At 65.9% G+C, this 26,765-nt stretch carries 27 protein-coding genes and 1 pseudogene; 14 read left to right on the top strand and 14 right to left on the bottom strand.

The window, feature by feature from the left end; translation table 11 throughout:
- The first annotated feature begins 338 nt into the window (after positions 1–338).
- Together arsD and arsA are read left to right on the top strand one after the other, a co-directional pair.
- Positions 339–728 (top strand): arsenite efflux transporter metallochaperone ArsD, encoded by a 390-nt coding sequence (arsD, locus tag CXQ91_RS07395; protein ID WP_104173276.1) that lies wholly within the window; start codon positions 339–341, stop codon positions 726–728.
- A gap of 8 nt (positions 729–736) precedes the next feature.
- On the top strand, positions 737–2,500 hold the full coding sequence (gene arsA, locus CXQ91_RS07390; protein ID WP_104173275.1) for an arsenical pump-driving ATPase: 1,764 nt from the start codon (positions 737–739) through the stop codon (positions 2,498–2,500).
- 52 nt (positions 2,501–2,552) lie between these two features.
- Here the strand turns inward: arsA and CXQ91_RS07385 are convergent, their stop codons facing one another.
- From CXQ91_RS07385 to CXQ91_RS07370, 4 genes are all read right to left on the bottom strand, one after another.
- Positions 2,553–2,807 (bottom strand): helix-turn-helix domain-containing protein, encoded by a 255-nt coding sequence (locus CXQ91_RS07385; protein ID WP_104173274.1) that lies wholly within the window; start codon positions 2,805–2,807, stop codon positions 2,553–2,555.
- A gap of 213 nt (positions 2,808–3,020) precedes the next feature.
- Complete coding sequence (locus CXQ91_RS07380) at positions 3,021–4,289, bottom strand: wax ester/triacylglycerol synthase domain-containing protein (protein WP_258073867.1); 1,269 nt, start codon at positions 4,287–4,289, stop codon at positions 3,021–3,023.
- 43 nt (positions 4,290–4,332) lie between these two features.
- Positions 4,333–4,875, bottom strand: a complete 543-nt coding sequence (locus tag CXQ91_RS07375; RefSeq protein ID WP_104173273.1) for a flavodoxin domain-containing protein — start codon at positions 4,873–4,875, stop codon at positions 4,333–4,335.
- Between the two features lie 93 nt (positions 4,876–4,968).
- Entirely contained in the window at positions 4,969–5,385 is a 417-nt protein-coding gene (locus CXQ91_RS07370; protein WP_104173437.1) for a PaaI family thioesterase, read from the bottom strand.
- 136 nt (positions 5,386–5,521) lie between these two features.
- On the opposite strand from CXQ91_RS07370, the gene paaZ reads away from it, so the two are divergent.
- Together paaZ and CXQ91_RS07360 are read left to right on the top strand one after the other, a co-directional pair.
- Complete coding sequence (paaZ, locus tag CXQ91_RS07365) at positions 5,522–7,633, top strand: phenylacetic acid degradation bifunctional protein PaaZ (protein ID WP_104173272.1); 2,112 nt, start codon at positions 5,522–5,524, stop codon at positions 7,631–7,633.
- 225 nt (positions 7,634–7,858) lie between these two features.
- Positions 7,859–8,272: a VOC family protein gene (locus CXQ91_RS07360; protein ID WP_055804662.1), complete on the top strand. Its 414-nt coding sequence runs from the start codon at positions 7,859–7,861 to the stop codon at positions 8,270–8,272.
- Positions 8,273–8,386: 114 nt separating this feature from the next.
- Here CXQ91_RS07360 and CXQ91_RS07355 read toward each other — a convergent pair whose 3' ends face one another.
- From CXQ91_RS07355 to CXQ91_RS07335, 5 genes are all read right to left on the bottom strand, one after another.
- The gene (locus CXQ91_RS07355) at positions 8,387–9,235 is read right to left on the bottom strand and encodes a DUF427 domain-containing protein (protein WP_104173271.1); all 849 of its coding nucleotides are present in this window, start codon (positions 9,233–9,235) and stop codon (positions 8,387–8,389) included.
- Positions 9,236–9,314: 79 nt separating this feature from the next.
- Entirely contained in the window at positions 9,315–9,920 is a 606-nt protein-coding gene (locus CXQ91_RS07350) for a TetR/AcrR family transcriptional regulator (RefSeq protein WP_104173270.1), read from the bottom strand.
- A 335-nt stretch (positions 9,921–10,255) separates the two neighbouring features.
- Positions 10,256–11,602 carry a phenylacetate--CoA ligase PaaK gene (gene paaK, locus CXQ91_RS07345; RefSeq protein WP_104173269.1) on the bottom strand — a complete coding sequence of 449 codons (1,347 nt, stop codon included), beginning with the start codon at positions 11,600–11,602 and terminating at the stop codon, positions 10,256–10,258.
- A gap of 15 nt (positions 11,603–11,617) precedes the next feature.
- A complete protein-coding gene (locus CXQ91_RS07340) occupies positions 11,618–12,142 on the bottom strand; it encodes a hotdog fold thioesterase (protein ID WP_104173268.1) in 525 nt (174 codons plus the stop codon).
- Between the two features lie 170 nt (positions 12,143–12,312).
- The gene (locus tag CXQ91_RS07335) at positions 12,313–12,906 is read right to left on the bottom strand and encodes a TetR/AcrR family transcriptional regulator (protein ID WP_104173267.1); all 594 of its coding nucleotides are present in this window, start codon (positions 12,904–12,906) and stop codon (positions 12,313–12,315) included.
- Positions 12,907–12,966: 60 nt separating this feature from the next.
- Here CXQ91_RS07335 and CXQ91_RS07330 point away from each other — a divergent pair, with 60 nt between their 5' ends.
- A complete protein-coding gene (locus tag CXQ91_RS07330) occupies positions 12,967–14,016 on the top strand; it encodes a hypothetical protein (protein ID WP_104173266.1) in 1,050 nt (349 codons plus the stop codon).
- Entirely contained in the window at positions 13,959–16,070 is a 2,112-nt protein-coding gene (gene pta, locus CXQ91_RS07325) for a phosphate acetyltransferase (RefSeq protein WP_104173265.1), read from the top strand. Before CXQ91_RS07330 ends, pta begins: the two co-directional genes overlap by 58 nt.
- Before the next feature lie 67 nt (positions 16,071–16,137).
- Here pta and CXQ91_RS07320 read toward each other — a convergent pair whose 3' ends face one another.
- The gene (locus tag CXQ91_RS07320) at positions 16,138–16,401 is read right to left on the bottom strand and encodes a hypothetical protein (protein ID WP_104173264.1); all 264 of its coding nucleotides are present in this window, start codon (positions 16,399–16,401) and stop codon (positions 16,138–16,140) included.
- 163 nt (positions 16,402–16,564) lie between these two features.
- On the opposite strand from CXQ91_RS07320, the gene CXQ91_RS07315 reads away from it, so the two are divergent.
- From CXQ91_RS07315 to CXQ91_RS07300, 4 genes are read left to right on the top strand one after another with little or no spacing between them, the layout of a single operon-like run.
- Positions 16,565–16,891, top strand: coding sequence for a helix-turn-helix transcriptional regulator (locus CXQ91_RS07315; RefSeq protein ID WP_104173263.1), 327 nt, complete (start codon positions 16,565–16,567; stop codon positions 16,889–16,891).
- Positions 16,888–17,622, top strand: coding sequence for a cation diffusion facilitator family transporter (locus tag CXQ91_RS07310; RefSeq protein WP_104173262.1), 735 nt, complete (start codon positions 16,888–16,890; stop codon positions 17,620–17,622). The genes CXQ91_RS07315 and CXQ91_RS07310 overlap by 4 nt, the downstream gene beginning before the upstream one ends.
- 3 nt (positions 17,623–17,625) lie before the next feature.
- Positions 17,626–18,549 carry a cation diffusion facilitator family transporter gene (locus CXQ91_RS07305; protein ID WP_104173261.1) on the top strand — a complete coding sequence of 308 codons (924 nt, stop codon included), beginning with the start codon at positions 17,626–17,628 and terminating at the stop codon, positions 18,547–18,549.
- Positions 18,549–19,241, top strand: coding sequence for a thioredoxin domain-containing protein (locus tag CXQ91_RS07300; protein ID WP_104173260.1), 693 nt, complete (start codon positions 18,549–18,551; stop codon positions 19,239–19,241). The genes CXQ91_RS07305 and CXQ91_RS07300 overlap by 1 nt, the downstream gene beginning before the upstream one ends.
- Positions 19,242–19,338: 97 nt before the next feature.
- Here the strand turns inward: CXQ91_RS07300 and CXQ91_RS07295 are convergent, their stop codons facing one another.
- A complete protein-coding gene (locus CXQ91_RS07295) occupies positions 19,339–19,806 on the bottom strand; it encodes a hypothetical protein (RefSeq protein WP_258073866.1) in 468 nt (155 codons plus the stop codon).
- A gap of 285 nt (positions 19,807–20,091) precedes the next feature.
- Between CXQ91_RS07295 and CXQ91_RS07290 the strand changes: the two genes are divergently transcribed.
- Positions 20,092–21,258 carry an acetate kinase gene (locus tag CXQ91_RS07290; protein WP_104173258.1) on the top strand — a complete coding sequence of 389 codons (1,167 nt, stop codon included), beginning with the start codon at positions 20,092–20,094 and terminating at the stop codon, positions 21,256–21,258.
- Positions 21,259–21,816: 558 nt separating this feature from the next.
- Positions 21,817–23,265: a glycosyltransferase family 2 protein gene (locus CXQ91_RS07285; protein WP_104173257.1), complete on the top strand. Its 1,449-nt coding sequence runs from the start codon at positions 21,817–21,819 to the stop codon at positions 23,263–23,265.
- Positions 23,266–23,417: 152 nt separating this feature from the next.
- Here CXQ91_RS07285 and CXQ91_RS07280 read toward each other — a convergent pair.
- Together CXQ91_RS07280 and CXQ91_RS07275 are read right to left on the bottom strand one after the other, a co-directional pair.
- Positions 23,418–24,005: pseudogene (locus tag CXQ91_RS07280) on the bottom strand (SDR family NAD(P)-dependent oxidoreductase).
- A 162-nt stretch (positions 24,006–24,167) separates the two neighbouring features.
- Positions 24,168–24,674: an SDR family NAD(P)-dependent oxidoreductase gene (locus CXQ91_RS07275; RefSeq protein ID WP_258073865.1), complete on the bottom strand. Its 507-nt coding sequence runs from the start codon at positions 24,672–24,674 to the stop codon at positions 24,168–24,170.
- Here CXQ91_RS07275 and CXQ91_RS25225 point away from each other — a divergent pair.
- Positions 24,673–24,921, top strand: a complete 249-nt coding sequence (locus CXQ91_RS25225) for a hypothetical protein (RefSeq protein WP_258073864.1) — start codon at positions 24,673–24,675, stop codon at positions 24,919–24,921. The genes CXQ91_RS07275 and CXQ91_RS25225 overlap by 2 nt on opposite strands.
- On the opposite strand, the gene CXQ91_RS07270 is transcribed toward CXQ91_RS25225, so the two are convergent.
- Positions 24,890–25,882: a helix-turn-helix transcriptional regulator gene (locus tag CXQ91_RS07270; protein WP_181038823.1), complete on the bottom strand. Its 993-nt coding sequence runs from the start codon at positions 25,880–25,882 to the stop codon at positions 24,890–24,892. The genes CXQ91_RS25225 and CXQ91_RS07270 overlap by 32 nt on opposite strands.
- A gap of 91 nt (positions 25,883–25,973) precedes the next feature.
- Between CXQ91_RS07270 and CXQ91_RS07265 the strand changes: the two genes are divergently transcribed.
- Complete coding sequence (locus CXQ91_RS07265) at positions 25,974–26,531, top strand: GNAT family N-acetyltransferase (protein ID WP_104173255.1); 558 nt, start codon at positions 25,974–25,976, stop codon at positions 26,529–26,531.
- Positions 26,532–26,765: the final 234 nt, after the last annotated feature.

Here is a 26,765-nt window from a genome sequence, read left to right as displayed (position 1 = left end):
ATGCCCGGTGACGGGCTGTGTTTGTGCTTACGCCCTTACTACCGGCCGGCGGCCCTCTTTGGATGCAAAGTCATGAAGTTTTTCGCGGGGCTATTTTCGCAGACGGGTTTCGCGGTGCCGTTCGCGGCACTCGCTACTCTCACCTGATGTCAGTTTTCGAAGTCGTCTGCACGGAATGTCCGAAGTCGTCTCCACTTTCATGCATCGATAACTATCGATACAATCAGAAGGGAGCCGCAACATGCTGGTTATGTCCCCTCTGAGGCGACGACCTGAATGAGTGGGGCTTTGTGTTTCGGTATCAAAATCGATGCACCACGACAGCCTAGGAGAACCACATGCCTGCTATCCGAATCTACGAATCCGCTCTCTGCTGTGACACCGGTGTTTGTGGCCCCGACGTGGACCAGTCCCTAGTGGATGTGACCGCGGACGTGCGTCATCTCCAGGGCCTCGGTGCCGACATTGCCCGCCACAACCTCGCCAGCGAACCGACCGCCTTCGCGGAGGACGAAACGGTCCGTGGATTCATGCACCTGGTCGGATCCAAGGGTCTCCCGCTCACTATCGTCGACGGCGTTACGGTCGCCACCGGCACCTACCCCAGCAGGGGGCAACTGCTGGCATTCGCCGGACTGGACGAAGCCAACGCTGAACCGCACGCCCGCCCGGAACTGGGTCTGACTGAAAAATCCGGCGGCTGCTGCGGCTCAGCGAGCCGCAGCTAGGTCCCGGCGTGAAGTTTCTCGAGAACACTCCCCGGTTCCTGTTCTTCACCGGCAAGGGCGGTGTGGGCAAGACCTCCGTAGCGTGCGCAACAGCGCTCACCCTCGCCAAGTCCGGTCAGAAGGTCCTGCTGGTCAGCACCGATCCCGCATCCAACGTCGGACAGGTCTTCGGCCTGACTATAGGGAACACCGTCACGCCCATCCAGGATGTGCCAGGACTTTCAGCCTTGGAGATTGACCCGGAGCAGGCGGCGGAGGCGTACCGTGAACGGATCATCGCGCCCGTCCGCGGGCTCCTGCCCGAAACGGAGCTGGCCGGCATCGCCGAGAGCCTCTCCGGTTCCTGCACCACCGAGATCGCCTCCTTCGACGAATTCACCAACCTGCTCACCGACGACAGCTCCTACGCCGAGTATGACCACGTCGTCTTCGATACCGCCCCGACGGGCCACACGATCCGGCTTCTTCAGCTGCCGGGCTCCTGGACCGATTTCCTGGCGGCAGGCCTGGGGGACCCCTCGTGCCTGGGCCCTCTCTCAGGACTGGAGAAGCACAAGCAGGTGTACGCCAAGGCGGTCCAAGCCCTCACCGACCCGGCGAGGACCCGGCTAGTCCTGGTCAGCCGCGCGCAGACCTCGTCACTGAGCGAAATTGAGCGGACTTACCTCGAACTCAACCAGATCGGGATCGGGGGAGGCTACGTCGTCGTCAACGGCGTCCTGCCGGAAGCCGCAGGGGACGAGGATCTGGCGCAGGCACTGCGCGCCCGGGAGGCTGCGGCCATCGCGGCCATTCCCGACGCGGTCGCCGGACTTCCACGCGACATATTGGATCTGAAGCCGGGCAATATGGTCGGCATTCCGGCGCTTGAGTCCTTGTTCGCGCCCACTTCGGGCGTCGATATCGCTGATGACGCCGCACTGATCCCCGAGGTCGAGGACGCCCCGCTGGCTGCCCTGGTGAACGAAGTGGAGCTCGACGGTCATGGCCTGGTGATGTGCATGGGCAAGGGCGGTGTCGGGAAGACCACCGTCGCTGCCGCCATCGCGGTCGCCTTGGCAAGACGCGGACATGCGGTCCACCTCACCACGACCGATCCCGCAGCTCACCTCACCGAAACACTCCATGGTTCCATCCCAGGCCTCACGGTTTCGCGCATCGACCCGGAAGCAGCCATCCAGGAGTACCGCGATCACGTGATGGACACCAAGGGCCGGAACCTGGACGATGACGGACGCGCGGCCCTCGCCGAGGACCTGATGTCTCCGTGCACCGACGAGGTGGCGGTGTTCCGGCAGTTCTCCAGGGTGGTCCAGGAATCCCGCCGGCACTTCGTGGTGATCGACACGGCACCGACCGGCCACACCCTGCTGCTCCTGGACGCCACCGGTTCCTACCACCGGGAGATCGCGCGCCAGGTCGGTGACACCATGGGATTCGTGACGCCACTCATGCGCCTGCAGGATCCTTCGCAGACCAAGGTCGTTCTCGTCACGCTGGCCGAAACAACACCGGTACTGGAAGCCGAAGAGTTGAAGAGTGACCTGGAACGGGCCGGAATTCACCCGTGGGCCTGGGTCATCAACAACTCGATCGCCGCCGCACACCCGCAGACGCCGTTCCTGCGGGCACGCGCCGCGAACGAAATCGAACAAATCACGAGAGTGCACACCCTGACGGACCGGGTCGCGCTCATTCCGCTGCTGCCCGAGGAACCCATCGGCGAGGAAAAGTTGTCGGCCTTGACCGCCCTCAGCTCCCTGCCGGCCTGACGCGGATCCAGCCCCCGCCGGCGCTTGTGCGGCGGGGCTGTGACCCGTCCGGCTAGCCGTCCGGGCGCTGGGCCAGCAGTGCTTCGATGTCCCGGGCGGTGCCGCGCCTGAACCGGTCGATCAGCACATAAACCTGCCGACGGGACACATCAAACAGCGCGGCAGCATCGTTGACAGCCCCCTGCCCGACAACATCCAACGCAGCCAAGGGAGCAATCACCGCAGCCTGTCGCACTGCCTCATCCCACTCCGCATCGGACATGGCCAGCAGGCCCCGCTCAACGATCGGCGGTTCCTCGTCAGTCATGCCGGCAACGACGGTACAGGCGCCTCAAAGCCATAGTTGAAGGTAGTGCAGACGGCTTCGAGACAGAATGCCTGTTGTGCAGGCGGGTTTGAACACGCGGCTGTTCAAACCCGCCTGCACAACCCCCGGGCTACCACGGATTCCAGTGCAGACGACTTCGAAAAACGACACCTGAGGGAGCTGCTCCGCAGGCTCCTGCCTCCCGGCGGGGGTTCACGCGCCCAGCCGCGCCAGTCCCTCGCCCATAGCGCGCGCGAAGGCTGCTCCGGGCACGTTTTCCGCGTCGAAATGGATGCCGCAGTGGAGCCGGCCGGCGTAGGAGACAGCCGCGACGCCGAGCCGGACGTTGGCAGCGAGCACGGCAACCGGCCAGATCGCGACGACCGGGGCACCCGCGAGGCGAAAGGTGCCGACCGGGCCTGGCACGTTGGTGACGAACCCTGCGACGAGATGCTGCCTTCGAGCCACGCGGTCCATGATGCGTGCGCCGATCGGGCCGCGCATGAACTCGAGCGTTCCCTGCTCCCTCGCCCGCGCCTTCTCCTCCCGGGTCTGTTCCGCGATGAGCCGGACGCGTTCGTCGGGTTCGACGTCGCCGAGCGGCAGCCGCACGAGCATGACCCCGACTTGGTTCCCCGCTGTCCCGCGGCGCTGCAGCGCGACCGGCACTGAGACTGGTAGCCGGGCAGGGATCGGCTCCCCGGCGGCGGGCAGCACCGCCCGGTAGCCCAACGCCACTGCAGCGAGCAGGGCGTCATTGACGGTGGCACCGACCGGCCGAACATGCGTCTCGAGCGCAGCGAGGTCGGCGTCCAGGAACACAACCCCGCGACGCGGACTACGCTCACCGAGCAACACCGTGGGACCGACCTCACGGCCGCTCAGGGTCATCCGCATGCGGCGCAGACCGAAGCCGAGCCGCCCGAGGACATGCCGTAGGTCGCGCCGCGGTGCCTGCCGCGGCACCAGGGCACGAGGCACGTGCGCCGACGTCCCCCGCGATTCCACGGGGTCGAAGAGCTGCTGTACGATCGCTGACGCCGCCATCCCGTCGGCGACAGCATGGTGGATGCGCAGCACGACCCCGATCCCACCCACGGTCGCACCCGGCACCACCAGAATCTCCCAGTATGGGCGATCCAGTCCCAGCGTCGCACTCATCAGTTCCCCGCACGTCTGCTCGAAGCCAGCGAGCCCATCGACGGCCTCAATGAGCCGGATGTGGTGCTCGAGGTCGGGCGCCGCCTCGACCCAGCGGTGCCGGCGACCCGTGGCGACAGCTATCTTCCGGAGCTGTGGCAGCGTCGCGATCCGCTCGCGAAGGGAGGCGCGCAGGGCGGCCAGGTCAGGCATGCCATCGGGACCGACGAAGCCGCCAGCCGTCAGCAGACCCGCGACTAGGAACACGTTGACCTGACCGGCGTGGTCAAGCACCAAGTTCGCCTCGTCGACCGCGGCGAGCCGGTGTGTCGCCGGGCGCATGCAAAAAGGGTAGCAGCCGGTCCTGCCAGGCCGTGAGGAAAAGCTAGGGCGTGATGCTGTCTGAAGACGTGGAAGCAGGTTTAGCGAGTTGGGCTGTAATCTGATCCGTCCAGGCGTCGACAGCCGCCCAGTCCCGCAAGTCCCCGAATCGGCCACCGGTAAGCCGGAACAAGACCCGGAGCGGTGCTGGCATCTGGTCGGACTGGTAGACACCGGAGAAGATTTTGTGGTCGCGAAGCGGAACTTCCTGGGGCAGAAATCCTCTTAGGCGTTTCTGCTGCAGTGCCGCACCGCGCTTGCGAAACGGCTTTGGCAAGGCGTCGGCCATCCCTACGTTGAAGGCCCAGACGGGTCGTTTAGCCAGCTCGGGTGCAAGGCGGGTGAAGAACAGTGCGGCCGGGGGCAGCCACGCCTGGTTGTGGATGGCGCTACCGACTATGACAGCTTCGTAACCGGAGACAGAATCAACCTCCTCCACGGACCGGCACTCGACCGCGCCCAGTGCAACCGCAATACGGGAGGCCATATGTTGAGCTATCTCCCCGGTGGAACCCAGCTCGCTTGCATAGGCAACAAGAACAGTCATAACGGGGCCTCCTTCCCTTCTCAGTCTCATGGAAACTGAGCCGGTTCGAACGTGCCATAAGTCCCGACACGGGCGGGCTTCCCCCGCGTCGCGTCAGTTCGTCCTGTCCAAAAGCAGGTTGGTGATCCGCAGGGTACACAGGCGCTGGCCGGCCTCGTTGGTGAGCAGGACCTCGTGCGTGGTCAGCGTTCCGCCCAGGTGGATGGGCGTGGCCGTAATGGTGATCCGGCCTTCGCGCGCGGACTTGTGGTGGGTGGCGGACACGTCCACACCCACCGCGGTCTTGCCCAGGGTGCTGGCGTGGATCACGGCGGCCCAGGATCCCACGGCCTCGCCCACGGCCAGTGACGCACCGCCGTGGAGCAGCCCGAACGACTGCCGGTTGCCTTCCACGGGCATCGTGGCGACGACGCGCTCCACCGATTCCTCGACGATTTTCACGCCCATCTTCTCGTCGAGTTCGCCCAGCGTGATTTTCCACAGTTCGGGGCTGCCTGTTTCGGGCTGCATGGCCACCTATCTTTCCTTGGTCTTCCTCTAGTGTGCAGCAAGGCACATTCATGTACTGTAGACATATTACCGAACGGACGGTCAGTAATGCTCTGGCCGTGAAGATCTTGCCCCCCGTTGGAAGGACCCGTCAACGATGACCACCACAGCAACTGCTCCGAAATCCTCACTGGACACTGTTGAGACAGTCCCCAGTTTCGTCCGGGACTCCTGGTGGACGCCCGACGCCGGAGCCGCGGCTTCCGCTGTTCCGGTCCTGGACGCCAGCACCGGAGAACTCCTCGCGAAGGTGAGCACCGAGGGACTGGACCTTGCCGACGTCGTGGATTACGGCCGCACCACCGGCCAGACGGAACTCGGCACGCTGACCTTCCACCAGCGCGCCCTCAAGCTGAAGGAACTGGCGCAGTACCTGAACGCGCGCCGCGACCACTTCTACGAGCTGTCCGCGCAGACCGGCGCCACCAAGATCGACTCGATGGTGGATATCGACGGCGGCATCGGCGTGCTCTTCACGTTCGGCTCCAAGGGCCGGCGCGAGCTGCCCAACTCCCAGGTGGTGGTGGACGGTCCCATGGAGGTGCTGTCCCGCGACGGCTCCTTCGCCGGTGAGCACATCTACACGCGCATCCCCGGGGTGGCCGTGCAGATCAACGCCTTCAACTTCCCGGTGTGGGGCATGCTGGAGAAGTTTGCGCCCGCGTTCATTGCCGGCGTTCCCACCATCGTCAAGCCTGCTACCCCCACCGGCTACGTGGCGGCCGCCGTGGTCAAGGCCATGATCGAGTCCAACATCCTGCCGAAGGGGTCCCTGCAGCTCATCTCCGGCTCGGCCCGCACCATCCTGGACCACCTCGACTACCGCGACCTGGTGGCCTTCACCGGCTCCGCGTCGACGGCCAACTCGCTGAAGTCGCACCCGAACGTTGTGCAGGGCGGCGTCCGCTTCACCTCGGAGACGGACTCGCTCAACGCCGCCATCCTCGGCCCGGACGCGGTCAAGGGCACGCCGGAGTTCGACGCCTTCATCAAGTCCGTGGTCACCGAAATGACCGTCAAGGCCGGCCAGAAGTGCACCTCCATCCGGCGCACCATCGTGCCCCGGGAGCTGGTGTCCGACGTCGTTGCCGCCGTGGGTGCCCGCATCGAGGAACGCGTTGTGGTGGGCGATCCCCGCGCCGAGGGTGTCACCATGGGTGCCCTGGCCTCCCTCGAGCAGCTGGCCGATGTCCGCGCGGCCGTGCAGGCCATGCTCGACGCCGGCGGCGAGCTCGCGTACGGCACGCTCGATTCGCCGAAGGTGACCAAGGCGGACGGGGGAGTGGGCGTCGTCGAAAGCGGTGCCTTTATGTCCCCGGTGCTGCTCAGCTGGGCCGACGCCGAGGCCGAGGCAGTCCACTCGCTGGAGGCCTTTGGACCGGTTTCCTCGGTGATCGGCTACACGGACCTGGCCGACGCCGTCCGCCTCGCCGCCCGCGGTGGCGGTTCCCTGGTGGCCTCGGTGTGCACCAACGATCCCGCCGTGGCGCGGGAACTGGTCACCGGGATCGCCGCCCACCACGGCCGCGTGCTGATGCTCAACCGCGAGGACGCCCGCAGCTCCACCGGCCACGGTTCACCGGTCCCGCACCTGGTCCACGGCGGGCCGGGACGTGCCGGCGGCGGCGAGGAACTGGGCGGCATCCGCTCGGTGATGCACCACATGCAGCGCACCGCAATCCAGGGCTCGCCCAACATGCTCACCGCCGTCACCGGCGTCTGGCACACGGGCGCGGACCGCAACTTCACGGTTGAGACCGAAGGCACCCACCCGTTCCGGAAGTCGCTGGCGACCCTGCAGATCGGAGACGCTGTCCGGTCCGAGCTGCGCCAGGTCACCCTGGAGGACATCACCGCGTTCGCCAACTCCACGGGCGACACCTTCTACGCGCACACCAACCAGGCGGCCGCCGAAGCCAACCCGTTCTTCCCGGGCATCGTGGCGCATGGCTACCTGCTGCTGGCCTGGGGTGCCGGGCTGTTCGTCGAGCCGGCTCCGGGCCCCGTCCTGGCCAACTACGGCCTGGAGAGCCTGCGCTTCATCACTCCGGTGGCCGCGGGGGACTCCATCCGCGTCACCCTGACGGCGAAGAAGATCACCCCGCGCGAGACCGACGAGTACGGCGAGGTGGCCTGGGACGCCGTCCTGACCAACCAGAACGACGAAATCGTGGCCACCTACGACGTCCTCACCCTCGTGGAAAAGTAGCCCCCAACCCGACGCTCTCTCATTTTCGGTGGGTTTTTTCCCGACGCTCTCTCACTTCTTGCGCCCTTTCCGCCGACGCTCTCTCACCCCGGTGAGAGAGCGTTGGGGTTTGGGCGGCAGGATGTGAGAGAGCGTCGGGGTTTGGGCGGCAGGATGTGAGAGAGGGTTTCGTAAGATCTTTCCGCCCTGCCCCGGCGTAAAATTTTCAGCGTAGGAGGTGGCGAAATGACCCTAGTATTGAACACAGCCACAACCGTCCTGCCCGTGGATGACAAAGAGCGCGCCCGTCGTTTTTACGCGGAAACACTCGGACTGCCTCATCGCGGCGTGGCAGATGACGGAAGCGAATTGTTTGGCAGCGGCGACGGCCCCATGCTGCAGCTGATGCCCGTAAAGGATGGCAGGCACTCAGAGCACACCACGCTGAGCTTTGAGGTCAGGGACATCGAGCGGACCGTTGATGAAATGGAAGCCCGCGGCGTCCGGTTCCAGGATTACGATCGCCCTGATCTGAAGACTGGCGAACACCACATTTGTACTACCGATTCCGAAAAATGCGCATGGTTCATGGACACCGAGAACAATATTCTCTGCGTTCACGAAACCCTCGGCATTCAGCAGGCCGAGTACCAGCTCTAGCGGCTGTGGCCCTGCCGGTGACCAGGCCGGCCAGGGCGAAGAAGACGGGCGTTCCGGCTCAGCGGGACGCCTTATCTTTTGCCTGCCTCAGAGTGATCAAAGATCACTCTGCCCTCACGGCGACTCCGGCGGCGTGGACCATGGCGTGACCGGCCGCTCCTGCCTGACGCCGTCTACCGTGATGTCCGCCCGCTCGTTGAAGAAGCTCACCAGCCCATGTATCTGGGCGGCGTCGCGGAACCGCGGGTCGTACACCCACGCGATGTTCCGCCCGATTTCGGACTGCGGGTAGGTCCAGTAGCTCGCCGTTCCCTTGTACGGGCACACCGTCTTCTTGGGGCTGGCCTCCATGAGATCCAGCCGGACGTCCGCCGGAGGAATGTAGTAGCGCACCGGCAGCATGGTTTCGTACAGCAGCTGGGCGCCGTTCGTGGTGGCCAGCGTGACGTCGTCGAGCCTGACCTCAACGGTGAGCGACGATGCCCGGATGTCCACCCGGTGGAACGGGTCACGGGGGTGGCCGATGATTTCCTCATCGTCCTCCAGCCAGTCGAAGGCCTTGAAATCCAGCACCACATAGCCGGCGAGGTCGGGGTCCTCCGGCCGGAAGGCCGCCCGGGGCAGCCTCGCCTCGGAGGTTACGACGTCGAACTCCTCACCGGGCGCCGTGTGCCGGCCGAAACCGGTGCGCGGATCCAGCGCCGGCGGCCCGTCCGAGCCGAGCTTGAAACCGTGTTCCGTGACCTCGCCCGGCTCCTGCCGCGGCGGCTCGAGTTCGGCCTGCAGATCCACTTCGGGGACGGCATAGATGGGGGTGACGCGCTTGGGCTCCCACACCAGGAATGCATATAAAGTGTCGACGACGGCGTTCCCGCCCACCATGGCACGGACCCGTTTGGCGGTGGGCTGGTAACGCAATTGGGGGAACGTGCCGAAGATGACTTCGGATAACTTCGTGGCCATGACTACAGGGTGGTCGCCGCCATTCCCGGCGTCAATGACTGCCCTCGCAGCCGCGGGGCGAACGTGGGGGAGAACAGCGTCAGCGTGGCGCGCTGAGCCCCTTGAAGGCCATTGTGATGACGTCGTCGGCCAGTTTCTCCGGCGACAGCGTGCCGCCGGGCTTGTACCATTCCACGATTGAGTTGATGGTGCCGAACAGCAGGCGGGTGACCGTGCGGGGGTCGATGTCCTCGCGGAGGGAGCCTTCATCGCGGGCGGCGGAGATCAGGGCCGCCACCGTGTGGTCGAAGGTGCGTCGGCGTTCCATCGCGTTACGCTCAATGTCCGTGTTGCCGCGCAGGCGCAGCAGCAGGGTGACGAACGGCAGGCGTTCCACCAGTACGGAGATGGTCTGGCGGAGGACGAATTCGAGCCGTGCGTCGGCGCTTCCGGTCTGGGCCTCCGGCTGGTCCAGGATCGCCTCGAGGCCGCCCAGGGCGTGGTCAAGGGCGAGCTTGAGGAGGTCCCCCTTGGACGGCACGTGGTGGTAGATGGCCGACTTGGAGATGCCCAGATTTTCGGCAAGAATGCCCATGGACGTGGCGTCGTAGCCGTGGCGGTTGAAGACTTCGACGGCGATCTGCAGCACCGACTGCTGGTCGTATCCCGGGCGGCCGCGCTTGGTGGGTGCATCAGTTGTGGACATACCGGCTATTTTCTCATGAACGTTCGGTCAACCGGCGTAACCGGCTGTAAGTGCCCGCAAAAACCCCTTGCCTGGGGGATTCGCCGGTGCTAGAAACTTTGTATTAGGAACTTACCGGCGCGGGGACCGGTCCAAACAATGGAACAGCTTCAAAGTCCGGGACTTCACAGACCGGGACGGGATCAGGCACATTGGGTTGCCCGGTAGACGGTTAGCCATCGGCACGTCACAGCGCTGTCGCGCATTGGCAGCAGTGCACTGAATGCCTCCCGAAAAGATGGTCCCCGGCTGCCGTAGCCGGGGACCATCCCCGTGTTTGGAACTTTCCCCGCGGACTATCCTTTGGGGCGCATGTCGTAGATCCGGCGCAGCTTGCCGCTGGAACGCTCGAGCGACCCGGGCTCCGCCACCTCCACCGTGCACGAAGAACCCACGTGGATCTTGATCTGCTCGCGCAGGGTGCGGGCCGCCGTCGTGCTTTGCCCTTCGGTGACGTTGTCGCGGCGCTCAATCTTCACGGTCAGCTGGTCCATGCGCTGGCCTTCAGGCCGGGTGAGCACCAGCTGGAAGTGCGGGCTGAGCTCGGGGATGCGGAGGGCGATTTCCTCGATCTGGGAGGGAAACAGGTTCACGCCGCGGAGGATGATCATGTCGTCGCTGCGGCCGGTGATGCGGCCCATCCGGCGGTGTGCCGGACGCGCGGTGCCCGGGAGCAGGCGGGTGAGGTCCTTGGTGCGGTAGCGGATGATCGGCAGCGCCTCCTTGGTGAGCGAGGTGAACACCAGTTCGCCGTGCTCGCCGTCGCCCAGGACGTTCTCCTTGCCGGGCGCCGGGTTGAAGGCGTCGATGATCTCCGGGCGGAAATGGTCCTCCCAGATGTGGCTGCCGTCCTGGGTCTCCACGGCTTCGCCGGCCACGCCGGGCCCCATGACCTCGGACAGGCCGTAGATGTCGCAGGCCTTGATGTTCATGGTCACTTCGAGCTCGTGGCGCATTTCCTGGGTCCACGGTTCGGCCCCGAGCACGGCGTACTTGAGCGACGTGGACGTGGGGTCGATGCCCATGTGGGCCATCGCGTCGGCGATGGTGAGCAGGTACGTGGGGGTGGCCAGGATGACGTCCGGTTCGAAGTCCTGGATCATCTGGATCTGGCGTTCGGTCTGCCCGCCGGACATGGGGATCACGGTGCAGCCCAGCGCTTCGGCGCCGGCGTGGGCACCCAGTCCGCCGGTGAAGAGGCCGTATCCGTAGGCGTTGTGGACCTTCATGCCGGGCCGGACGCCGGAGGCGCGGAGGCAGCGGGCCACGAGCTTGGCCCAGTCGGCCAGGTCCTTCTTGGTGTAGCCCACCACGGTGGGGCGTCCGGTGGTGCCGGAGCTGGCGTGGATCCGGGCCACCTCGTTCTGCGGCACGGCGAACATCCCGAACGGGTATTCCTGGCGCAGGTCGTCCTTGGTGGTGAACGGGAAGTTGCCCAGGTCCGCCAGTTCGCGGAGGTCCGTGGGGTGCACGCCGGCTTCGTCGAACTTGCGCTTGTAGAGCGGGACGCGGTCGTAGGCGTAGGCGAGGGTGTGCTGGAGCCGGCTGAGCTGCAGGGTCTCCAGTTCGTCGCGGGACATGGTTTCTTCGGGGTCCAGTACGGCGCCGGTGGCGGAGGCTGGTTCAGTGGCGTGGAGGGTCATCTGGGTTCCCTGTTTCTATTTCTTGGAGATGGTGCGGCTGCGGCCGCGGAACTCGGCGATGAGCTCGCCCGGGGTGTCGGTAGCGGCAGCGTCCGCAGGGGAGCCGCCTGTGTTGGTGTCGGCGGTGTGGTCGCCCGCGGCGACGTGCGGGTCTGCGGCGTAGATCTGGATGTCGTACAGTCCGCTGCGGCCCGAATGGGCGCGGCGGTTGGCGACGGCGGTGATCACCTGGCCCCGGAAGGCCGGCTTGAGGAAGTTGATGTCGACGCCGGCGGCCACGGTGATGGTGTCGGTCTCGGTCCCTGCTGCGCCGGGTGGCGGGCTGGCGGGGTTGCAGGCGAGGGCGAAGGCGGTATCGCCGAAGGCGAAGATCATTCCGCCATGGGCCATGCCGAAGCCGTTGAGCATTTCCTGCCGGAGCGTCATGCGGATGGTGGCGTGCCCGTCTTCCAGCTTGAGGACTTCGATGCCCATCCATTCGGAGGCGTAGTCGTCCTTCAGGATCTGATGGGTTGCCCCGGGAATGGTTAGTTCAGCCATGCGTCATTGCCTCCAGCTTTATTTACCGAATGTTCATTAGGTAATCCCATTTTGGGGCATGCTGTCAAGGGCCGTCGATGCATTCGGGGCTTATCCGGAGCTGATTCCGGCGCTGACTGGCGGGATGAGCCACCCCGCGTCGCGCCCTAAGGGCGGATCATCCCGCTGGACTACGGCTCGTCCCGCAGGCCTGCGATTCCGGTACTCGCAGCGCGGACGGCATCGTCGATCCACAGCGGGATCGCTTCCCCAATCATCGGGCGGATCAGGCCGATGGGTGCCTCGCGGCAGGCGAGAGCAACGATGCTGAGCCCGCGCGGCGTCGCCCGGCCGTAGCGCGCAAGGGTAAGCCGATTCAGGGTTACGCCGACAGGGGCGTTGAGGTTTTCCAAGTCCGCCAGCAAGCCGGCCGGGGGGTTCTGCATGAGGTCGTTGTACCGATACGCGGTCATCATCCGGGCGTCCAAGGGGTTCTCGCGGCAGAAGCGCGGGATGAGCAGGGCAGTCTCGACGATTGCTTCAACCGGATCGCCAGCACTAACGCGCTCCAATTCCCGGTGGAAACGCCTAATAGAGCGAATCCAGGCCGAGGTGAAGAGTGCATCTCGGGAGCGGAAGCGGTGATAGATCGAACCGGACGGAGCACCGAGCCTGGCGGTGACGTGAGCGACCGTCGCTGAGCGCCAGTGCTCGTGCACGGCGTGCATGGCCGCATCGAGGATTTGCTCTCGGGTATATGAAGTGGGCGTTGGCATTTCCGTCATTCTATGGCACCTTGGAGATCAGCATCTAGAGAACCGTCTCTAGCCTTTGGGGGGAAAGAAATGGTGCTGTCAAAACAAAGCTGGCGGATCGCGGCCTTCTGGGGCGTAGTAGCCTCGGTCGCTCCTTATGCTGTGGTGAAGATTGCGTGGCTGGCCGGATCTCAGGTTGGCATGCGGCCGGGCACCGGCGTGGGCGAGATGGATACGCCACGCTTCGTCATCGGAAACATCCTCACAACCAGCATGGACCTGTCCGCTGTGGTGCTGGCCCTGGCGCTGATTCAACCGTGGGGACGGCGCCTGCCCGCGTGGTCCGTCATCGTCGTCGCCGGTGCTGCCACTGGCTTGCTCGCACCCATCCTCATCGGCGTTCCCCTGGGCAGCGCGCTTCAGTTGGCAATCGAAGGCAGCGTGACGTCCGGAGGTGAAGGAAACCTCGAGGGCTGGATGTTTGCGATCATTTATGGCGGTTTTGGCCTAATGGCTATCGCACTGGCGATATTGCTGGCCCTGTACGCAGACGACCGCTGGGGTGACCTCATCGCTACCGGGCCGCGACCTCCTGCGCACGCCGTCGTGACGGTCTTCTGCGGAATTGGAATGCTTTGGTTTGCTGCGGCGATGGCCTACTGGGGCGTTTTCGGACCGGGAACTACCGGGCCGGCCGCAATGAGCTCGGTCGCGCAGCGAACGGTCCTTATCGTCACCGCGCTCGCCGCGGCGGGAGGGTTCCTTGCTCCGCTCCTGGCTCGGGGTTCGGCATCCCGCGCACGGCCCGCAGCGCTGGTGACGTGGGTTGGTTGCGCCACAACGGCATTGCAAGGTCCCACCGGACTTCTGTTGGCACATGATGGGCAGATGTCGCCGCTTGGCGTCGCCCTGGCGGCCGTCGCAACCCCCGCCGCAATAGTTTACGGTTTGGCAGTTCTGAGCAGCACGCTGCGCCGATACCGCCAAGCCCCGCGGAGAAAGCGGGCCGGATCGCCCCCGGCGCCAACAAATGAAAGTATGGAAGGACGGAGCACCACCACGTCACAACCTAAGGGCGGATCATGGCCAAGGGGATATACGTCAGCGCGACCACACCGGGATCCGGGAAGTCGCTCATAGCGCTGGGTCTGGCTGACACGCTGCACCGGCACGCGGACCGCATCGGCTTCTTCAAACCGGTGGTCCACGGCAGCGATGCCGCGGCGGACCCCATGGTGGCCCTGATGAAGGCCCGGTTCGATCTCGACGATCAGCGCTGCCGCGGCGGCCTGACGTTTGCCGAGGTCCGAGGCCTGCTGGCCGAGGGAAACCGGGCGGAGATCGACGCCCGCTGCGTGGAGATCTTCGCCGAGATGTCACGCCACTGCGATGTGGTGATTGTGGAGGGAACGGACCTCACCGGCCAGGACGCCGCCGTCGAATTCGACCTCAACGCACGCCTCGCGAACAACCTGGCCGCCCCCATCGTGGCCGTGGTGGGCGCGAAGGGGCTTACCGTCGCGGAGGCGGCTGACGCCGTCGAGGTTGCCCGCAAGGAACTGGCGGCGGAACGCTGCAGCCTGCTGGCCATCATGGTGAACCGCGCCGACCCGGAGGACGTGGACGGCATCACCGCCGCCGTGAAGCCCGGTGCGTCGGGCCGGCCCGTGTATGTTTTCCCGGAGTTGGAGGACATCGCCCGGCCCACCACCGGCGAGGTGGCCACGGCCCTGGGGATCCGCCAGGTGGCCGGCCGGCCGGACATGGAACGCGACGTCCACTCCATCAAGGTGGCGGCCATGAGTGTGGCCAACTTCCTGCACGTGCTCGACGACGGCGCGCTGGTGATCGTCCCGGGTGACCGTGCGGACGTGATGGTCGCGTGCCTCGCATCATCCTTCTCGCCGGAGTTCCCGGTGCCGTCAGCGCTGATCCTTACCGGCGGCCTGGCCCCGGACCCCAACATCTACTCGCTGCTGGCGCAAGCGCCGTTCCCGGTCTTCGCCAGCCCGGACGATACCTACACCACGGCCAAGCGGGTGTCCGAGGTCCGCAGCGAAATCTGGTCCGGGCACCGCCGCAAGGTGGCCTCGGCCGTGGGGCTCTGGGCCAGGTGCGTGGACGAGGCTGAGCTGGTGGAGCGCCTGCACCTGCCGCGGCTGGAGCGGATGACGCCGCTGCGGTTCCTGCACGACCTCATTGAGCGGGCCAGGCTGCAGCGACGGCACATCGTGCTGCCCGAGGGGAACGACGTGCGGATCCTGCGCGCCGCGGAAATCCTGCACCGGCGGGACGTCTGCGACCTCACCATCCTGGGCAACGAGTCGGATGTCCGTGAGCTGGCCTCCACCCAGGGGATCGACCTTTCCGGCATGAGCATCGTGGACCCGGCCACGTCGGAGCTGCGCCAGCAGTTTGCCGAGAAATACGCGGAGCTTCGCTCGCACAAGGGCGTGGACCTGGCCCGGGCTCTGGAGGTCATGCTGGACGGCAGCTACTTCGGCACCATGATGGTGCAGCTGGGCGTGGTGGACGGCATGGTGTCAGGTGCCGCGCACACCACGGCCCACACCATCCGCCCTGCGCTGGAGTTCGTGAAGACCCGCGACGGCGTGAAGATCGTCTCCTCGGTGTTCCTGATGCTGATGCCGGACCGGGTGCTGGTGTACGGCGACTGCGCGGTCAACCCGGACCCCAACGCCGAGCAGCTGGCGGACATCGCGCTGGCCTCGGCCGAGACTGCCACGCAGTTCGGCGTGGACCCGCGGGTGGCCATGCTGTCCTACTCCACCGGCGGGTCCGGGACCGGCGAGGCGGTGGACAAAGTCCGGCAGGCCACTGAACTGGTGAAGACGCGCCGCCCGGATCTCGCCGTCGAGGGCCCCATCCAGTACGACGCCGCCGTGGACGCCGCCATCGCCCAGTCCAAGATGCCGGGCTCGTCCGTCGCCGGGCAGGCCACGGTGTTCATCTTCCCGGACCTCAACACGGGCAACAACACCTACAAGGCGGTGCAGCAGTCCTCGGGAGCGGTCGCCGTCGGGCCCGTCCTGCAGGGGCTCCGCAAGCCGGTGAACGACCTGTCCCGCGGCTGCACCGTGGAGGACATCGTGAACACGGTGGCCATCACCGCCGTGCAGGCGCAGTCCGTGGAGCCCGCCGCGGAGCCGGAACCCGCGGCTGCACACGCGTAGCTGCGGGGTTCCGGCGGCCGGTCCCGGCGGCAGCCGGCGCCGGTACCGTCGCCGGTCTCCTGTCCGGTCAGCTGTTTTCGGGCTCCACCGGGCTGTCGGGATCTTCCTGCTTGGCCGGCTCGTCGGCCAGGCCCCCGGGCGTGAGATCCAGGTCTTCCAGATTCTCAGGAGGCTCCGGGGCCTCGCCCACCTCGGCGGCCTTGAGATCTCCCGTGTCGTCCAGGGCAGGGTTGGCACCTTCGACGCCGGTGGGATCCTTCTTCTTGGCCCCGGTGCCCGGCTTGGTGGCGTCCGGCTCGTTGCTGTCCGCTTGGGAAGTGCTATCAGTCATGGCAGAGTCCTCCGTGCGTTGTCCAACTGGTCCGCCGACTCTAGGCTCCCGCCGGACCTTTCGCAACGACGGGGGTTTCTCACCAACGTCTGAGGCGGAAAGCCGGTGCCCTGTTCGCTAATACAGGTTTGTGTGAGTACATCCACGGATGTACTTTGGTGGAATGGAAACGCTCACCAAGGCCCCCGTGCTGGCCCGGTTCGGGTATGCGGTCTCGGACGCCACCCGGGCCCGGATCCTCTTGGCCCTATCAGATGCCCCGTCCTATCCTTCGGATCTGGCCGACTCCCTGGGGGTGTCGCGGCAGAGCATGTCCAACCACCTGACGTGCCTGCGCGGCTGCGGACTCGTGGTCGCCGTCCAGGACGGCCGCCGCAGTCGGTATGAACTCGCGGACGCCCGGCTGGGCCACGCGATCAGGGACCTGATCGGTGTCGTCCTCGCGGTGGATCCGTCCTGCTGCGCCCCGAACGGGGAGTGCTTCGCATGACGGTCCGGGTTCATACACCGAGCCCGGAACGCCGTGCGGTACTGAGCCGCAGGATCCGGCTGTTCGCTGCCGCGACCATCACCTACAACCTCGTCGAGGCGGTGGTGGCCCTGTGGGCCGGCGGCGTCGCGGACTCCTCCGCTCTGATCGGCTTCGGACTGGATTCGGTCATTGAGGTCGCGTCCGCGCTGGCGTTGTCCTGGCAGTTTTCCGCCAAGGACCCGGAACGGCGTGAGCATCTGACGCTGCGGATCATCGCGGTATCCTTCTTCGCCCTCGCGGCGTTCGTCACCGTCGACGCGGTCAGGTCCCTCACCGGAGGAGGAGAGGCCCAGCACTCCACGCCCGGGATCGTGATTGCGGCCCTGAGCCTGGCCGTCATGCCGGTCCTGTCCTGGGCGCAGCGCCGCGCGGGCCGGGAACTTGGCTCCAAGACGGCGGTCGCGGACTCAAAGCAGACATTGCTGTGCACATACCTCTCTGCAGTGTTGCTGGCGGGGCTTGTGCTGAATAGCACGCTGGGGTGGTGGTGGGCGGATGCCGGCGCCGCACTGGTGATCGCGGCGGTCGCCATCCGGGAAGGCATCAACGCCTGGCGCGGCGATGTCTGCTGCACGGTCCCCAACACCGCCGGCACTGACCACAGCGCCGACACGGACGGCTGCTGTGCCGGGTGTGAATCCGAGGAGCAGCCGCAGGCCCTGACGCTGAACACCCGCAGGAAGGTCTGACCCATGGGCAGCGGGCACGACCACTCACACGGTGCCGCCGGTGCCGCCAATCAGCGCGGCAAACTGGTCATCGTCTTCGGCATCACCTTCGCGGTGATGGTCGCCGAAATCATCGGCTCCGTCCTGACCGGAAGCCTGGCGCTGCTGGCGGACGCAGGGCACATGTTCACCGACTCGGCCGGGCTGCTAATCGCACTGATCGCGGCATCGCTGGCTTTGAAGCCTGCCACCTTGAAACGGACGTGGGGGTACAGGCGCGCGGAAATCATCGCCGCCGCCGGGCAGGCAGCCCTTCTGCTGGGCGTGGGCGGATTCGTCATCATCGAAGGCATCCGGCGGCTCTTCGAACCCCCGGAAGTCGGCGGGTCCACCATGCTGTGGTTCGGCATCATCGGCCTGGCGGGCAACGCCATCGGCCTGATCGTCCTGGCCTCGGGCCGGAACCACAACTTCAATATGAAGGCAGCCTTCCTCGAGGTACTCAACGACGCCCTCGGATCGGTCGCCGTCATAGTCGCCGCGGTCGTCATCGCGCTCACCGGCTGGACACGGGCCGATGCCCTCGTGTCCCTGCTGATCGGCGCGCTGATCATTCCCCGCACCCTGAAGCTGCTCCGCGACACCACCGACGTGCTAATGGAAAGCGTGCCCCGGGGCCTGGACCTGGGCAAGGTCCGCGAACACATCCTGGCCCTGCCGCACGTCATCGACGTCCACGACCTGCACGCCTCCCTCGTCGGCTCCGGAACACCGGTGCTCTCCGCCCACGTCACCGTCCAGGACCCGTGCATGAGGGACGGCCACGCCGCGACCATCCTGGCGGACCTGCAGCACTGCGTCGCGGAACACTTCGACGTCAGCGTCGAACACTCCACTTTCCAGATAGAACCCGCCGCCCACCGCGACCAGGAAAGCATGCCCCACTAATGACACCAGCACCATCCACGCCCGCGAACACCACCGACCCCGCCCGGAAAGTCCGCATGGTCCTCTGGATCCTGATGGCAGTTGTGGTCGGCGGCGGCCTGATCTGGTACGCGGTCTTCACGGCCACCAAACCGACCCCGGAGGCCGTGCAGCCTGCCGTCAATGCACAGCTCGTCAGGGAGGACAGCCACCGGGTCACGAAGCCGGCCACCGAAAAGGCGCAGCTCGTTGAATTCCTGGACTTTGAGTGTGAGTCCTGCCGAGTGGCCGTGCCGCTGGTGGAGGAACTGAAGAAGGACTACGGTGACCGGGTCACCTTCGTGAACCGCTACTTTCCCCTACCTGGGCACCGGAACTCCGGCACCTCCGCCCTCGCCGTCGAGGCCGCCGCCCAGCAGGGAAAATACGAACAGATGTACACCAAGATGTTCGAAACCCAGCCGCAGTGGGGCGAAAAACAGGACTCCCAGGCGGCCCTGTTCCGCACCTTCGCGCAAGAGCTCGGTCTGGACCTGGACAAATACGATGCCGCCGTCGCCGATGAGGCAACCAAGGACCGGATCCGCAAAGACGTTGCCGACGGTACCGCCTTGGGCGTCACCGGCACTCCCACGTTCTTCCTCAACGGCGAAAAACTGACACTGAATTCGGAGGAACAATTCCGGCAGTTGCTTGATGACGCCGCAAAATAGTCCGAGCCCGCCCAACGGCAATACCCGGGCGATGGCTGTTGGTCTCCGCCGCCGCGGCAGAGCCCGCCCGTAAGAGACGGGGCCGGGTTCGAAGTCTTCAGGCCGACGGTGCGCCGGGGAGCCGTCCGGAGCGGTACCGTGCGATCGCTCCAGCGAGGGCACCGGCGGCCATAAGCACCATCGCGCCGACGCCGACATTGAACAGCACAGGGGACCAGGCAGACAAGGCAGCCGACGCTTCGGCAGCAGTCACGATGGTCTCCCAGTATCCGAGCGTTGAGGCGATCCAGAGGGCGCCGGCAGCTGCGGTCAGCCACGACCACGGCGAGAACCAGCGCTCGCCGAGCCTGTAGGACAACGCGATGGCCACCGCCACCGCCCCGGCCACGGCCACAAGCTGAAGACCGAACAGATACGGGCCAGCGACCAAACCCACCGGAATGCAGAGGCCCCCGATGAGGGCAAGGCGCCTGGCTCCCAACGGCATCCCCGCTGTCCCGGCGGTTGGGGTATCTGCAGGAGGCAGACCGTGGCCTGCGTTGTCGGCTGGTTTGGTCGTAGTCATGTGTCCTTAAGGGTTGGGGTTGGCCAGTCTCCGCCTGCAGCGGGAGAAAGCCCTGTCCCGTCCTGGGAGCACAACGCGAAGGGCCCGGCCCCAGAGACGTTACAGCAACCCCGCCGACTTGTTCCGGCCGATGCGTGCTTCGGAGGCCTCATCTCCCGTCTTCGGCGTGCCGAACGTCCCATAAATCAACATCACTTCAGCCGGTGTTGCGACGACTGCTGGAAACCGCCACGCTACGATCGAACTTCCACCGACCACCGCAGCAGCCAAGGCTTAGGAGGCCCAGTGCTCGTCCTCGTCATCAACTCCGGCTCGTCCTCGCTCAAATACCAGGTACGCGATGTGGAATCCCACAGCGTCCTCACCGAGGGGCTGATCGAAAAGATCGGCATGGGCAACGGCGGCGAGGGCGACGGCGAGATCGAGGGCCCGCGCGACCACGCCGAGGCGCTGGAGCAGGTGGATGCCGCCATCCACGAGGTGCTGGGCGACCGGAAGCTGGACGCCGTCGGCCACCGCGTGGTGCACGGCGGCGAACGATTCGGCGAGCCCGTGCTGATCGACAACGAGATCACCCGCGCCATCGAGCGGCTCAACCCGCTGGCCCCGCTGCACAACCCCGCCAACGTGCTGGGCATCCGCGCCATCGCCAGGAAGTGGCCGGACATGCCGCAGGTCGCCGTGTTCGACACCGCCTTCCACCGCACCCTGCCGGAGCACGCCTGGCGCTACGCTGTGCCGGATTCGCTCTACACGAACCACGGCATCCGCCGCTACGGTTTCCACGGCACCTCGCACGAGTACGTGTCGCACCAGGCGGCGGCGCTGCTGGATCTTCCGGTGGAAGACTTCGACGGCGTGATCGCCCACCTGGGGAACGGCGCCTCGGTCACGGCCATCCGCGGCGGAAAATCGGTGGACACGTCCATGGGCTTCACCCCGCTGGAAGGTCTGGTGATGGGCACCCGCTCCGGCGACCTGGACCCGTCCATCCTGGTGTTCCTCGGCCGGGCCGGCTGGTCCACGGAGGACATCGACTCCCTGCTCAACCGCGAATCCGGACTCAAGGGGCTCGCGGGAAACAACGACATGCGCACCGTCGTGGAGGCCTCCGAAGCCGGCGACGCCCGGGCCGCCACCGCGCTCGCCGTCGCGTCCTACCGGCTGGCCAAGTACATCGGCGGGTACCACGTGGCCGTGGGAGGGGCCAAGGCCCTGGTTTTCACCGCGGGCATCGGCGAGAACTCGCACCAGTTCCGCGCTTTGGTCGGGGAGAAGCTGGGTGCGCTGGGCATAGAGCTCGACGCCGGGCTGAACGGTGAGCGGTCCAGGGAACCTCGCGTGATTTCCACCGCGGAGTCGCTCATCCCCGTCCTGGTGGTGCCCACGGACGAGGAGCGTGCGATCGCGGAGGCGACTGCCGCCGTCGTCGATTCATCGGCTGTTTCGTAACGGCCGAAACAAGTAGTCCGCCCCATTTAAGCGAGTAGTCCCGCCCGATTTACCAGTGTTTCTGCCAAAAATGTCGGGTAGCGCTCACGCTGGACCCTGCCCCGCCGCTGTCCCTACCCTCTAAGCAAGCGGTTTCGTTCACGCGACGGCGGTCCCAACTGAGGGGGCTCGCCGTCGTTTCTTAACCGTCAATTTTGGTCAGCGACGCGGAACCTAAGGGGGGTCTCACCGTGTCTAACTCTTTGCGTATCAAAATGTCCTTGCCCCTCGCACCGCCGGGCAGGCATCCGGGAGCCCGGCTCACTTCAACGTGGGCGCAGCGCTGGCTAAGCCTCCACAGGCACCGCGCACGGTGGACGGCCGTGCCGCTACTCCGCGGCTAAACGCCTTCAAAGCCTAAAAACGCACCGCTCCTGATTACCCCCCCGCCTGATGCGGCCATGTCCCGGCATCACGCCGCGCTGATTTGTCCTGCCCAAAATCGGGCTGGCAGGCGCACAACACCAGAACTCCGCCGGCGCCGCGCCGGACCAAAACCAGCCATCTGAAGGAAGAGCTATGTCAACACTCGAAGAGGGGATTTCGGCCCCGCGGATCGCAGTAGGGTCTGGATTCCGAACGAGATTTCATTTTGACCGTCCGGGGAAGGTCCTTGAGCCTGTCCGCGACTGGAGCCTGGGATTCGTCACTGGGCACCGCACCAGGATTGTCCTGTGCATGACCCTGGCGATCGTTGGCCTCTACTTGCTCCAGGATTTTCTGTGGCCGGTGGCGGTGAAACCTGTGTCCTTCGCAGACAGTCTGTGGGGATCCGCCAGTGTTGTGTGGCTCGGTGCCGTCATCCCCGGGTTGCTGGGACTGTTGGGGGCACTGTCGTTCCGGCACCCGGCCCACCTGGATGCGGTGGCACCAATCAGTCAGCTGGTGGTGTTCCGCATAGTCACCCGGGGCACCAACCGGGAGGCGGTGGCCAGCACCATCCGGAGGTGCGCTGCCGAAATGGAAAGAACCCCGCTCTTCCGCCACCTCGTTGAAATCGTCATCGAGGATGACCCCGGGGTCGGTGATCTTCCACAGGGCGACACCATCAGGTATCTGGTCATCCCCCGCAATTACGCAACGGCAAATACTTCGCTCTATAAAGCCCGCGCACTGCAGTTCGCCCTCGAAAATTCCCGTATTCCGGACGACGCCTGGCTGGTTCACCTCGACGAGGAAACGCAACCCACGTCCTCCGGCATAAAGGGCATAGCCCAGATGATCCGGGAAGAAGAGGAAAGCGGCCGGCTGCGCGCGGGCCAGGGAGCCCTCCTCTACCACCGGGACTGGACGAAGCACCCGTTCCTGACTCTGGCGGACAATGTGCGCACCGGCGACGACTTTGCCCGCTTCCACTTCCAGCACAAGCTGGGCCGGACGGTCTTTGGCCTGCACGGCAGCTACATAGTGGTGCGCAACGACGTGGAGAAGTCCGTCGGGTTCGATTTTGGACCCCACGGTTCCATCACCGAGGATGCCTTCTGGGCCCTCAAACTCATGGAAGCAGGCGGGCGGGCGCGGTGGGTTGACGGGTACCTTGAAGAGCAGTCAACACAAAGCCTAGGTGACTTTCTCAGGCAGCGGCGGCGCTGGTACCAGGGCCTGATGAAGGTTGCGATCCATGCCCCCGTGAAGCTGAGGTGGCGCGTGGCCATCGGCGCCAACACTATGCTGTGGACGCTCGCTCCGTTCGCCGTTTTGTACACTATCTGTCACTTCTTCTATGGCTTCGAGATTCAGCCATGGGTGCGGGCCCTGGCCAACTTCTCCTTCGCTTCTTTTGTGACCCTGTATCTCACGGGGTTGAAGGCGAATCTCGACGAGCACGGGATCACTGGCTGGCTCGCTCGAAGCGCGTGGACCGCAGTCCAGGTTGTCCTGTTGCCGGTGTTCAGTGCAATGGAAGCGACTGCCGTCATGATGGCGCTCCTTAAGCCCGTCCATGGATTCCACGTTGTGAAGAAGTAATGCGGTGCGCTGGGCATAGAGCTCGACGCCGGGCTGAACAGTGAGCGGACCAAGGAGCTACGGCCGCCCGTTTGCCAATAATGGTCGCTATGAATCTGGAATAGCGGCCACTATTGGCAAATCGTGGTGCCAGACGCCGCTGCTGGTGCGAGTCAGGCCTGGTCGGTGGGCATGATCCAGAGCTCGCCGATGGAGGCGTGGCGGGGGCGGGTGACCATGTAGGCGACGCCGCCGGGTTCCAGGACACCGACGCGCACGTGCCGCTGGGTGACTTCCTGGCGGAGGGATTCAGTGAAACCGTTGACGCCGAATTTGGTGAGGCTGTAGACGCCGTAGCCGTTCCAGGCGACGCGGCCGGCGACCGAGCTGATGTTGACGATGTCTGCGACCCGGCGCTGGCTGTCCTCGGCGGCTTTGAGCAGGTGCGGCAGGGCGGCGTGGGTGGTGTGGAGCAGCCCCTGGACGTTGACGGCGATCATGCGGTCCTACTCCTCGGGGTCGGCGCCCACCACCGAGCCCAGGAGCATCACCCCGGCGTTGTTGACCAGGATGTCCAGGTGCCCGAAGCGTTCCACGGTCTGGTCCACGGCGGCCCGGGCCTGGGCGCGCTCGGTGATGTCGGCTTCGATGGCCAGCGCGGTGCCGCCGGTTTGTTCGATTTCGGCGGCGAGGGCTTCCAGGCGGTCCCGGCGTCGGGCGACGAGCCGGTGACCAGGGCGGCGGTGCCGGTCAGTTTCGATGTCATGGCTGGGCTCTCCTCAAAGTGTTGGTGCCGGTTTTGGGCAGCCGGAAGCCAGCGGCGTCCGGCGGGTCTGTGGTGGTGGGGCGTTGAGGCGGTGGGTGATGGACGACGGCGGGATCTCCCGCCGTCGTCCGCTTGGGTTTGGTGTCAGGCGTCGGTGTCAGGCGTCGCTGTGGGCGAGGTTGCTGGAGAGTTCGCGGTGGGCGTCGGCCTGGACCTGGAGCTCGGCGGACCTGGTCTCGAACGTGCCCACAGCGTCCGCTCCGGCGGCGAACCGCAGCGGGGGCTCGTCCAGTTCGGCCAGCTGGATCAGGGCGTCGGCGAGCTTGGCCGGGTCCCCGCCCTGCAGGCCGTTCATGCTTTGCCAGGCGGCGACGGTCTGCCCGGTCCGCCCGGCGTAGTCCTCAATGGTGGATTCGGCGTACTGGGTGGATTCCGGGGTGAGCAGTTCGGTGCGGAAGAACCCGGGTTCCACAATCATGGTGCGGATGCCGAACGGGGCGACTTCCGGGGCCAGGGATTCGGCCCAGCCCTCCACGCCGAACTTCGACGCGGCGTACGCCGTGAGGAACTCCCCGCCCGCGATGCCCGCGGTGGAGGAGATGGTGACCACCAGGCCGGAGCGCTGGGCCCGCAGGACCGGCAGGGCCGCGCGGGTGACGTTCATGGGACCGAACATTGTGGTTTCGATCTGCGAGGAGGTCCTCGTTGTCACCAACGGCCTGGGTGACTTTTTCCGGGTTGCGGCCGGTGGCGACCACGGCGTGGCCGGCGGCGAGGGCTGCCTTCGCGATGTCGGTGCCCATGCCGCGGCCGGTGCCGGTGATGAACCAGACCTTCTTGCCGGCCGTGTTGTTGGTCTGCTCGGTGGTGGTGTTTTGGTCAGTCATGGGATGGTTCTGTCTTTCCCTTAGGTGTTCCGGGATGCGCGTGGGAGCGCGTGTCCGGGAGGGCGGGTCCGCTGGCAGGATCGCTGGCGGTGGTTGGTTGGGTTGTTTCTTCGGGTGGCGATGCCGCCCAGCTGGCGAGGAACGCCAGCGCGTTAGCGGACGCCGAGCCGGGCTCAGCGGTGAAGGTGAACAGGGTCTGTCCTTCATCGCCGGGGAGGTCCAGCGTCTCGTACTGCAGGGACAAGTCCCCGGCCACGGGGTGGTGGAACCGCTTGGTTCCCGTGGTGTGGATCCGCACATCGTGCCCGGCCCATAATGCGGCGAACAGGCCGCTGCGCGTGGTCAGTTCACCGACGAGCTCGTTCAGCTCCCGGTCGTGGGGTTTGCGTCCTGTTTCCGTGCGCAGCATCGCGACTGTGGTGGCCGCGATGGCCCGCCAATCCGGGTACAGGTCTGCTGCGCGCGGATCGAGGAAGATGTAGCGGGCCTGGTTCGGCAACCGGCCCGGAGTGTCCGGACCGGATGATGCGGGGGAGTCGAACACCTCGGCGTACAGTGCACGGCCCAGCAGGTTGGCGGCCAGCACGTCGGAACGGCCGTTCTGCACCATGGCGACCACCCCGGTCATGCCGTCCAGCAGGCGCAGCACGCCGGGACGGACCCGCTGCTGCGGCGGCCGGCGCGGTGCCCGGCGCGAGGGCGTGTTGGCCGTCCGGGCCAGGTCCATCAGGTGTGCCCGCTCGGCCTCGTCCAGCTGGAGGGCGGAGGCCACCGCCTCCAGCACCGAGTCTGAGACACCGCGGATGCTGCCGCGTTCCAGCCGTGTGTAGTAATCCGTGCTCACCCCGGCGAGCTGCGCCACTTCCTCACGGCGCAGGCCCGGCACACGGCGCAGCTCCCCATAGCTGGGAATCCCGGCCTGCTCCGGGCTGACCTTCGCGCGTCGCGAGATCAGGAACTCACGGATTTCTTCTTTTCTGTCCACATCCACCACGCTGCGCAGGCCGGTAATCCAGTGGCAGTGTCTATCAGTCACCCCCAAATGGGCGGACCGCAGGAGACGGTACGCTCGAACCATGCCGGATATCAGACTGCCGATCCGCACCGAACGCCTGGTCCTGCGCCGCTTCGAGGCCGCCGACCTCGATGCCTTCCATGCGTACCACTCGCTGCCCGGGACGGCACGGTTCCTGCCCGGAGCGGCCAAGACCTATACGCAGTGCATGGAACGGGTGGGCCACTACGCCAACTTTGTGTTCGACAAGGAGGGCGACTGGGTGGCGCTGGCGATTGAGGCAGCGGATTCGCCCGGCCTGATCGGCGAAGTGGTGCTCAAATGGCTTCCCGGGCACGGCCAGGGCGAGGTGGGCTGGAGCCTGGCCCCCGGTGCGCGGGGCCACGGCTATGCCACCGAGGCTGCGGAGGCCGTGCTGAGGCTTGGGTTCGAGGGCCTGGACTTCCACCGGATCGACGCCAAGCTGGATGCGCTGAACACGGCGTCAGCCGCCATCTGCGAACGCCTGGGCATGCGCCTCGAGGCCAAACACGTGGACAAATGGCGGTACAAGGGCGAATGGGCCACGGAAGTTATCTACGCCATGCTCCGCGACGAATGGACGGCCCGCCGGCGCTAATTCAGGTGATGGGGCCCGCTGCCCGGTGGTCGAGCCCGTAGCTCCAGCATCCGTTTGCCGGAAATGGCCGCTATCAGAGGGGAATTGCGGCCCTTTCTGGCAAATCGCCGGACCAACCGCGCCCCATCCCTTACCCGCGAGCGATCAAGTCCGACGCAATTGACGGAACCGGCGGCAACTGGGCGTTCACCGCGTGTTTCAGGGCCGGATGCTTCCCTCTCCTAGTGTCAGGTG

This window comes from Arthrobacter sp. Y81 (assembly GCF_002929335.1).
Lineage (GTDB): Bacteria > Actinomycetota > Actinomycetes > Actinomycetales > Micrococcaceae > Arthrobacter.
Note: the sequence above shows the minus strand (reverse complement) of the source record. Positions and strands in the feature narration are given on the sequence as shown.

Coding starts and splice junctions, on each gene's coding strand:
- CXQ91_RS07380 (WP_258073867.1), bottom strand. CDS start 4,289: ATGCGCCCGGCGACACACCGGCTCGCCGCGGTCGACGAGGCGAACTTG.
- CXQ91_RS07285 (WP_104173257.1), top strand. CDS start 21,817: ATGTCAACACTCGAAGAGGGGATTTCGGCCCCGCGGATCGCAGTAGGG.
- CXQ91_RS07335 (WP_104173267.1), bottom strand. CDS start 12,906: ATGACGGAAATGCCAACGCCCACTTCATATACCCGAGAGCAAATCCTC.
- CXQ91_RS07295 (WP_258073866.1), bottom strand. CDS start 19,806: ATGACTACGACCAAACCAGCCGACAACGCAGGCCACGGTCTGCCTCCT.
- CXQ91_RS07375 (WP_104173273.1), bottom strand. CDS start 4,875: ATGACTGTTCTTGTTGCCTATGCAAGCGAGCTGGGTTCCACCGGGGAG.
- CXQ91_RS07300 (WP_104173260.1), top strand. CDS start 18,549: ATGACACCAGCACCATCCACGCCCGCGAACACCACCGACCCCGCCCGG.
- paaZ (WP_104173272.1), top strand. CDS start 5,522: ATGACCACCACAGCAACTGCTCCGAAATCCTCACTGGACACTGTTGAG.
- CXQ91_RS25225 (WP_258073864.1), top strand. CDS start 24,673: ATGGGACCGAACATTGTGGTTTCGATCTGCGAGGAGGTCCTCGTTGTC.
- CXQ91_RS07265 (WP_104173255.1), top strand. CDS start 25,974: ATGCCGGATATCAGACTGCCGATCCGCACCGAACGCCTGGTCCTGCGC.
- pta (WP_104173265.1), top strand. CDS start 13,959: ATGGCCAAGGGGATATACGTCAGCGCGACCACACCGGGATCCGGGAAG.
- arsD (WP_104173276.1), top strand. CDS start 339: ATGCCTGCTATCCGAATCTACGAATCCGCTCTCTGCTGTGACACCGGT.
- CXQ91_RS07320 (WP_104173264.1), bottom strand. CDS start 16,401: ATGACTGATAGCACTTCCCAAGCGGACAGCAACGAGCCGGACGCCACC.
- CXQ91_RS07360 (WP_055804662.1), top strand. CDS start 7,859: ATGACCCTAGTATTGAACACAGCCACAACCGTCCTGCCCGTGGATGAC.
- CXQ91_RS07340 (WP_104173268.1), bottom strand. CDS start 12,142: ATGGCTGAACTAACCATTCCCGGGGCAACCCATCAGATCCTGAAGGAC.
- paaK (WP_104173269.1), bottom strand. CDS start 11,602: ATGACCCTCCACGCCACTGAACCAGCCTCCGCCACCGGCGCCGTACTG.
- CXQ91_RS07350 (WP_104173270.1), bottom strand. CDS start 9,920: ATGTCCACAACTGATGCACCCACCAAGCGCGGCCGCCCGGGATACGAC.
- CXQ91_RS07310 (WP_104173262.1), top strand. CDS start 16,888: ATGACGGTCCGGGTTCATACACCGAGCCCGGAACGCCGTGCGGTACTG.
- CXQ91_RS07305 (WP_104173261.1), top strand. CDS start 17,626: ATGGGCAGCGGGCACGACCACTCACACGGTGCCGCCGGTGCCGCCAAT.
- CXQ91_RS07330 (WP_104173266.1), top strand. CDS start 12,967: ATGGTGCTGTCAAAACAAAGCTGGCGGATCGCGGCCTTCTGGGGCGTA.
- CXQ91_RS07355 (WP_104173271.1), bottom strand. CDS start 9,235: ATGGCCACGAAGTTATCCGAAGTCATCTTCGGCACGTTCCCCCAATTG.
- CXQ91_RS07275 (WP_258073865.1), bottom strand. CDS start 24,674: ATGAACGTCACCCGCGCGGCCCTGCCGGTCCTGCGGGCCCAGCGCTCC.
- CXQ91_RS07385 (WP_104173274.1), bottom strand. CDS start 2,807: ATGACTGACGAGGAACCGCCGATCGTTGAGCGGGGCCTGCTGGCCATG.
- CXQ91_RS07370 (WP_104173437.1), bottom strand. CDS start 5,385: ATGCAGCCCGAAACAGGCAGCCCCGAACTGTGGAAAATCACGCTGGGC.
- CXQ91_RS07315 (WP_104173263.1), top strand. CDS start 16,565: ATGGAAACGCTCACCAAGGCCCCCGTGCTGGCCCGGTTCGGGTATGCG.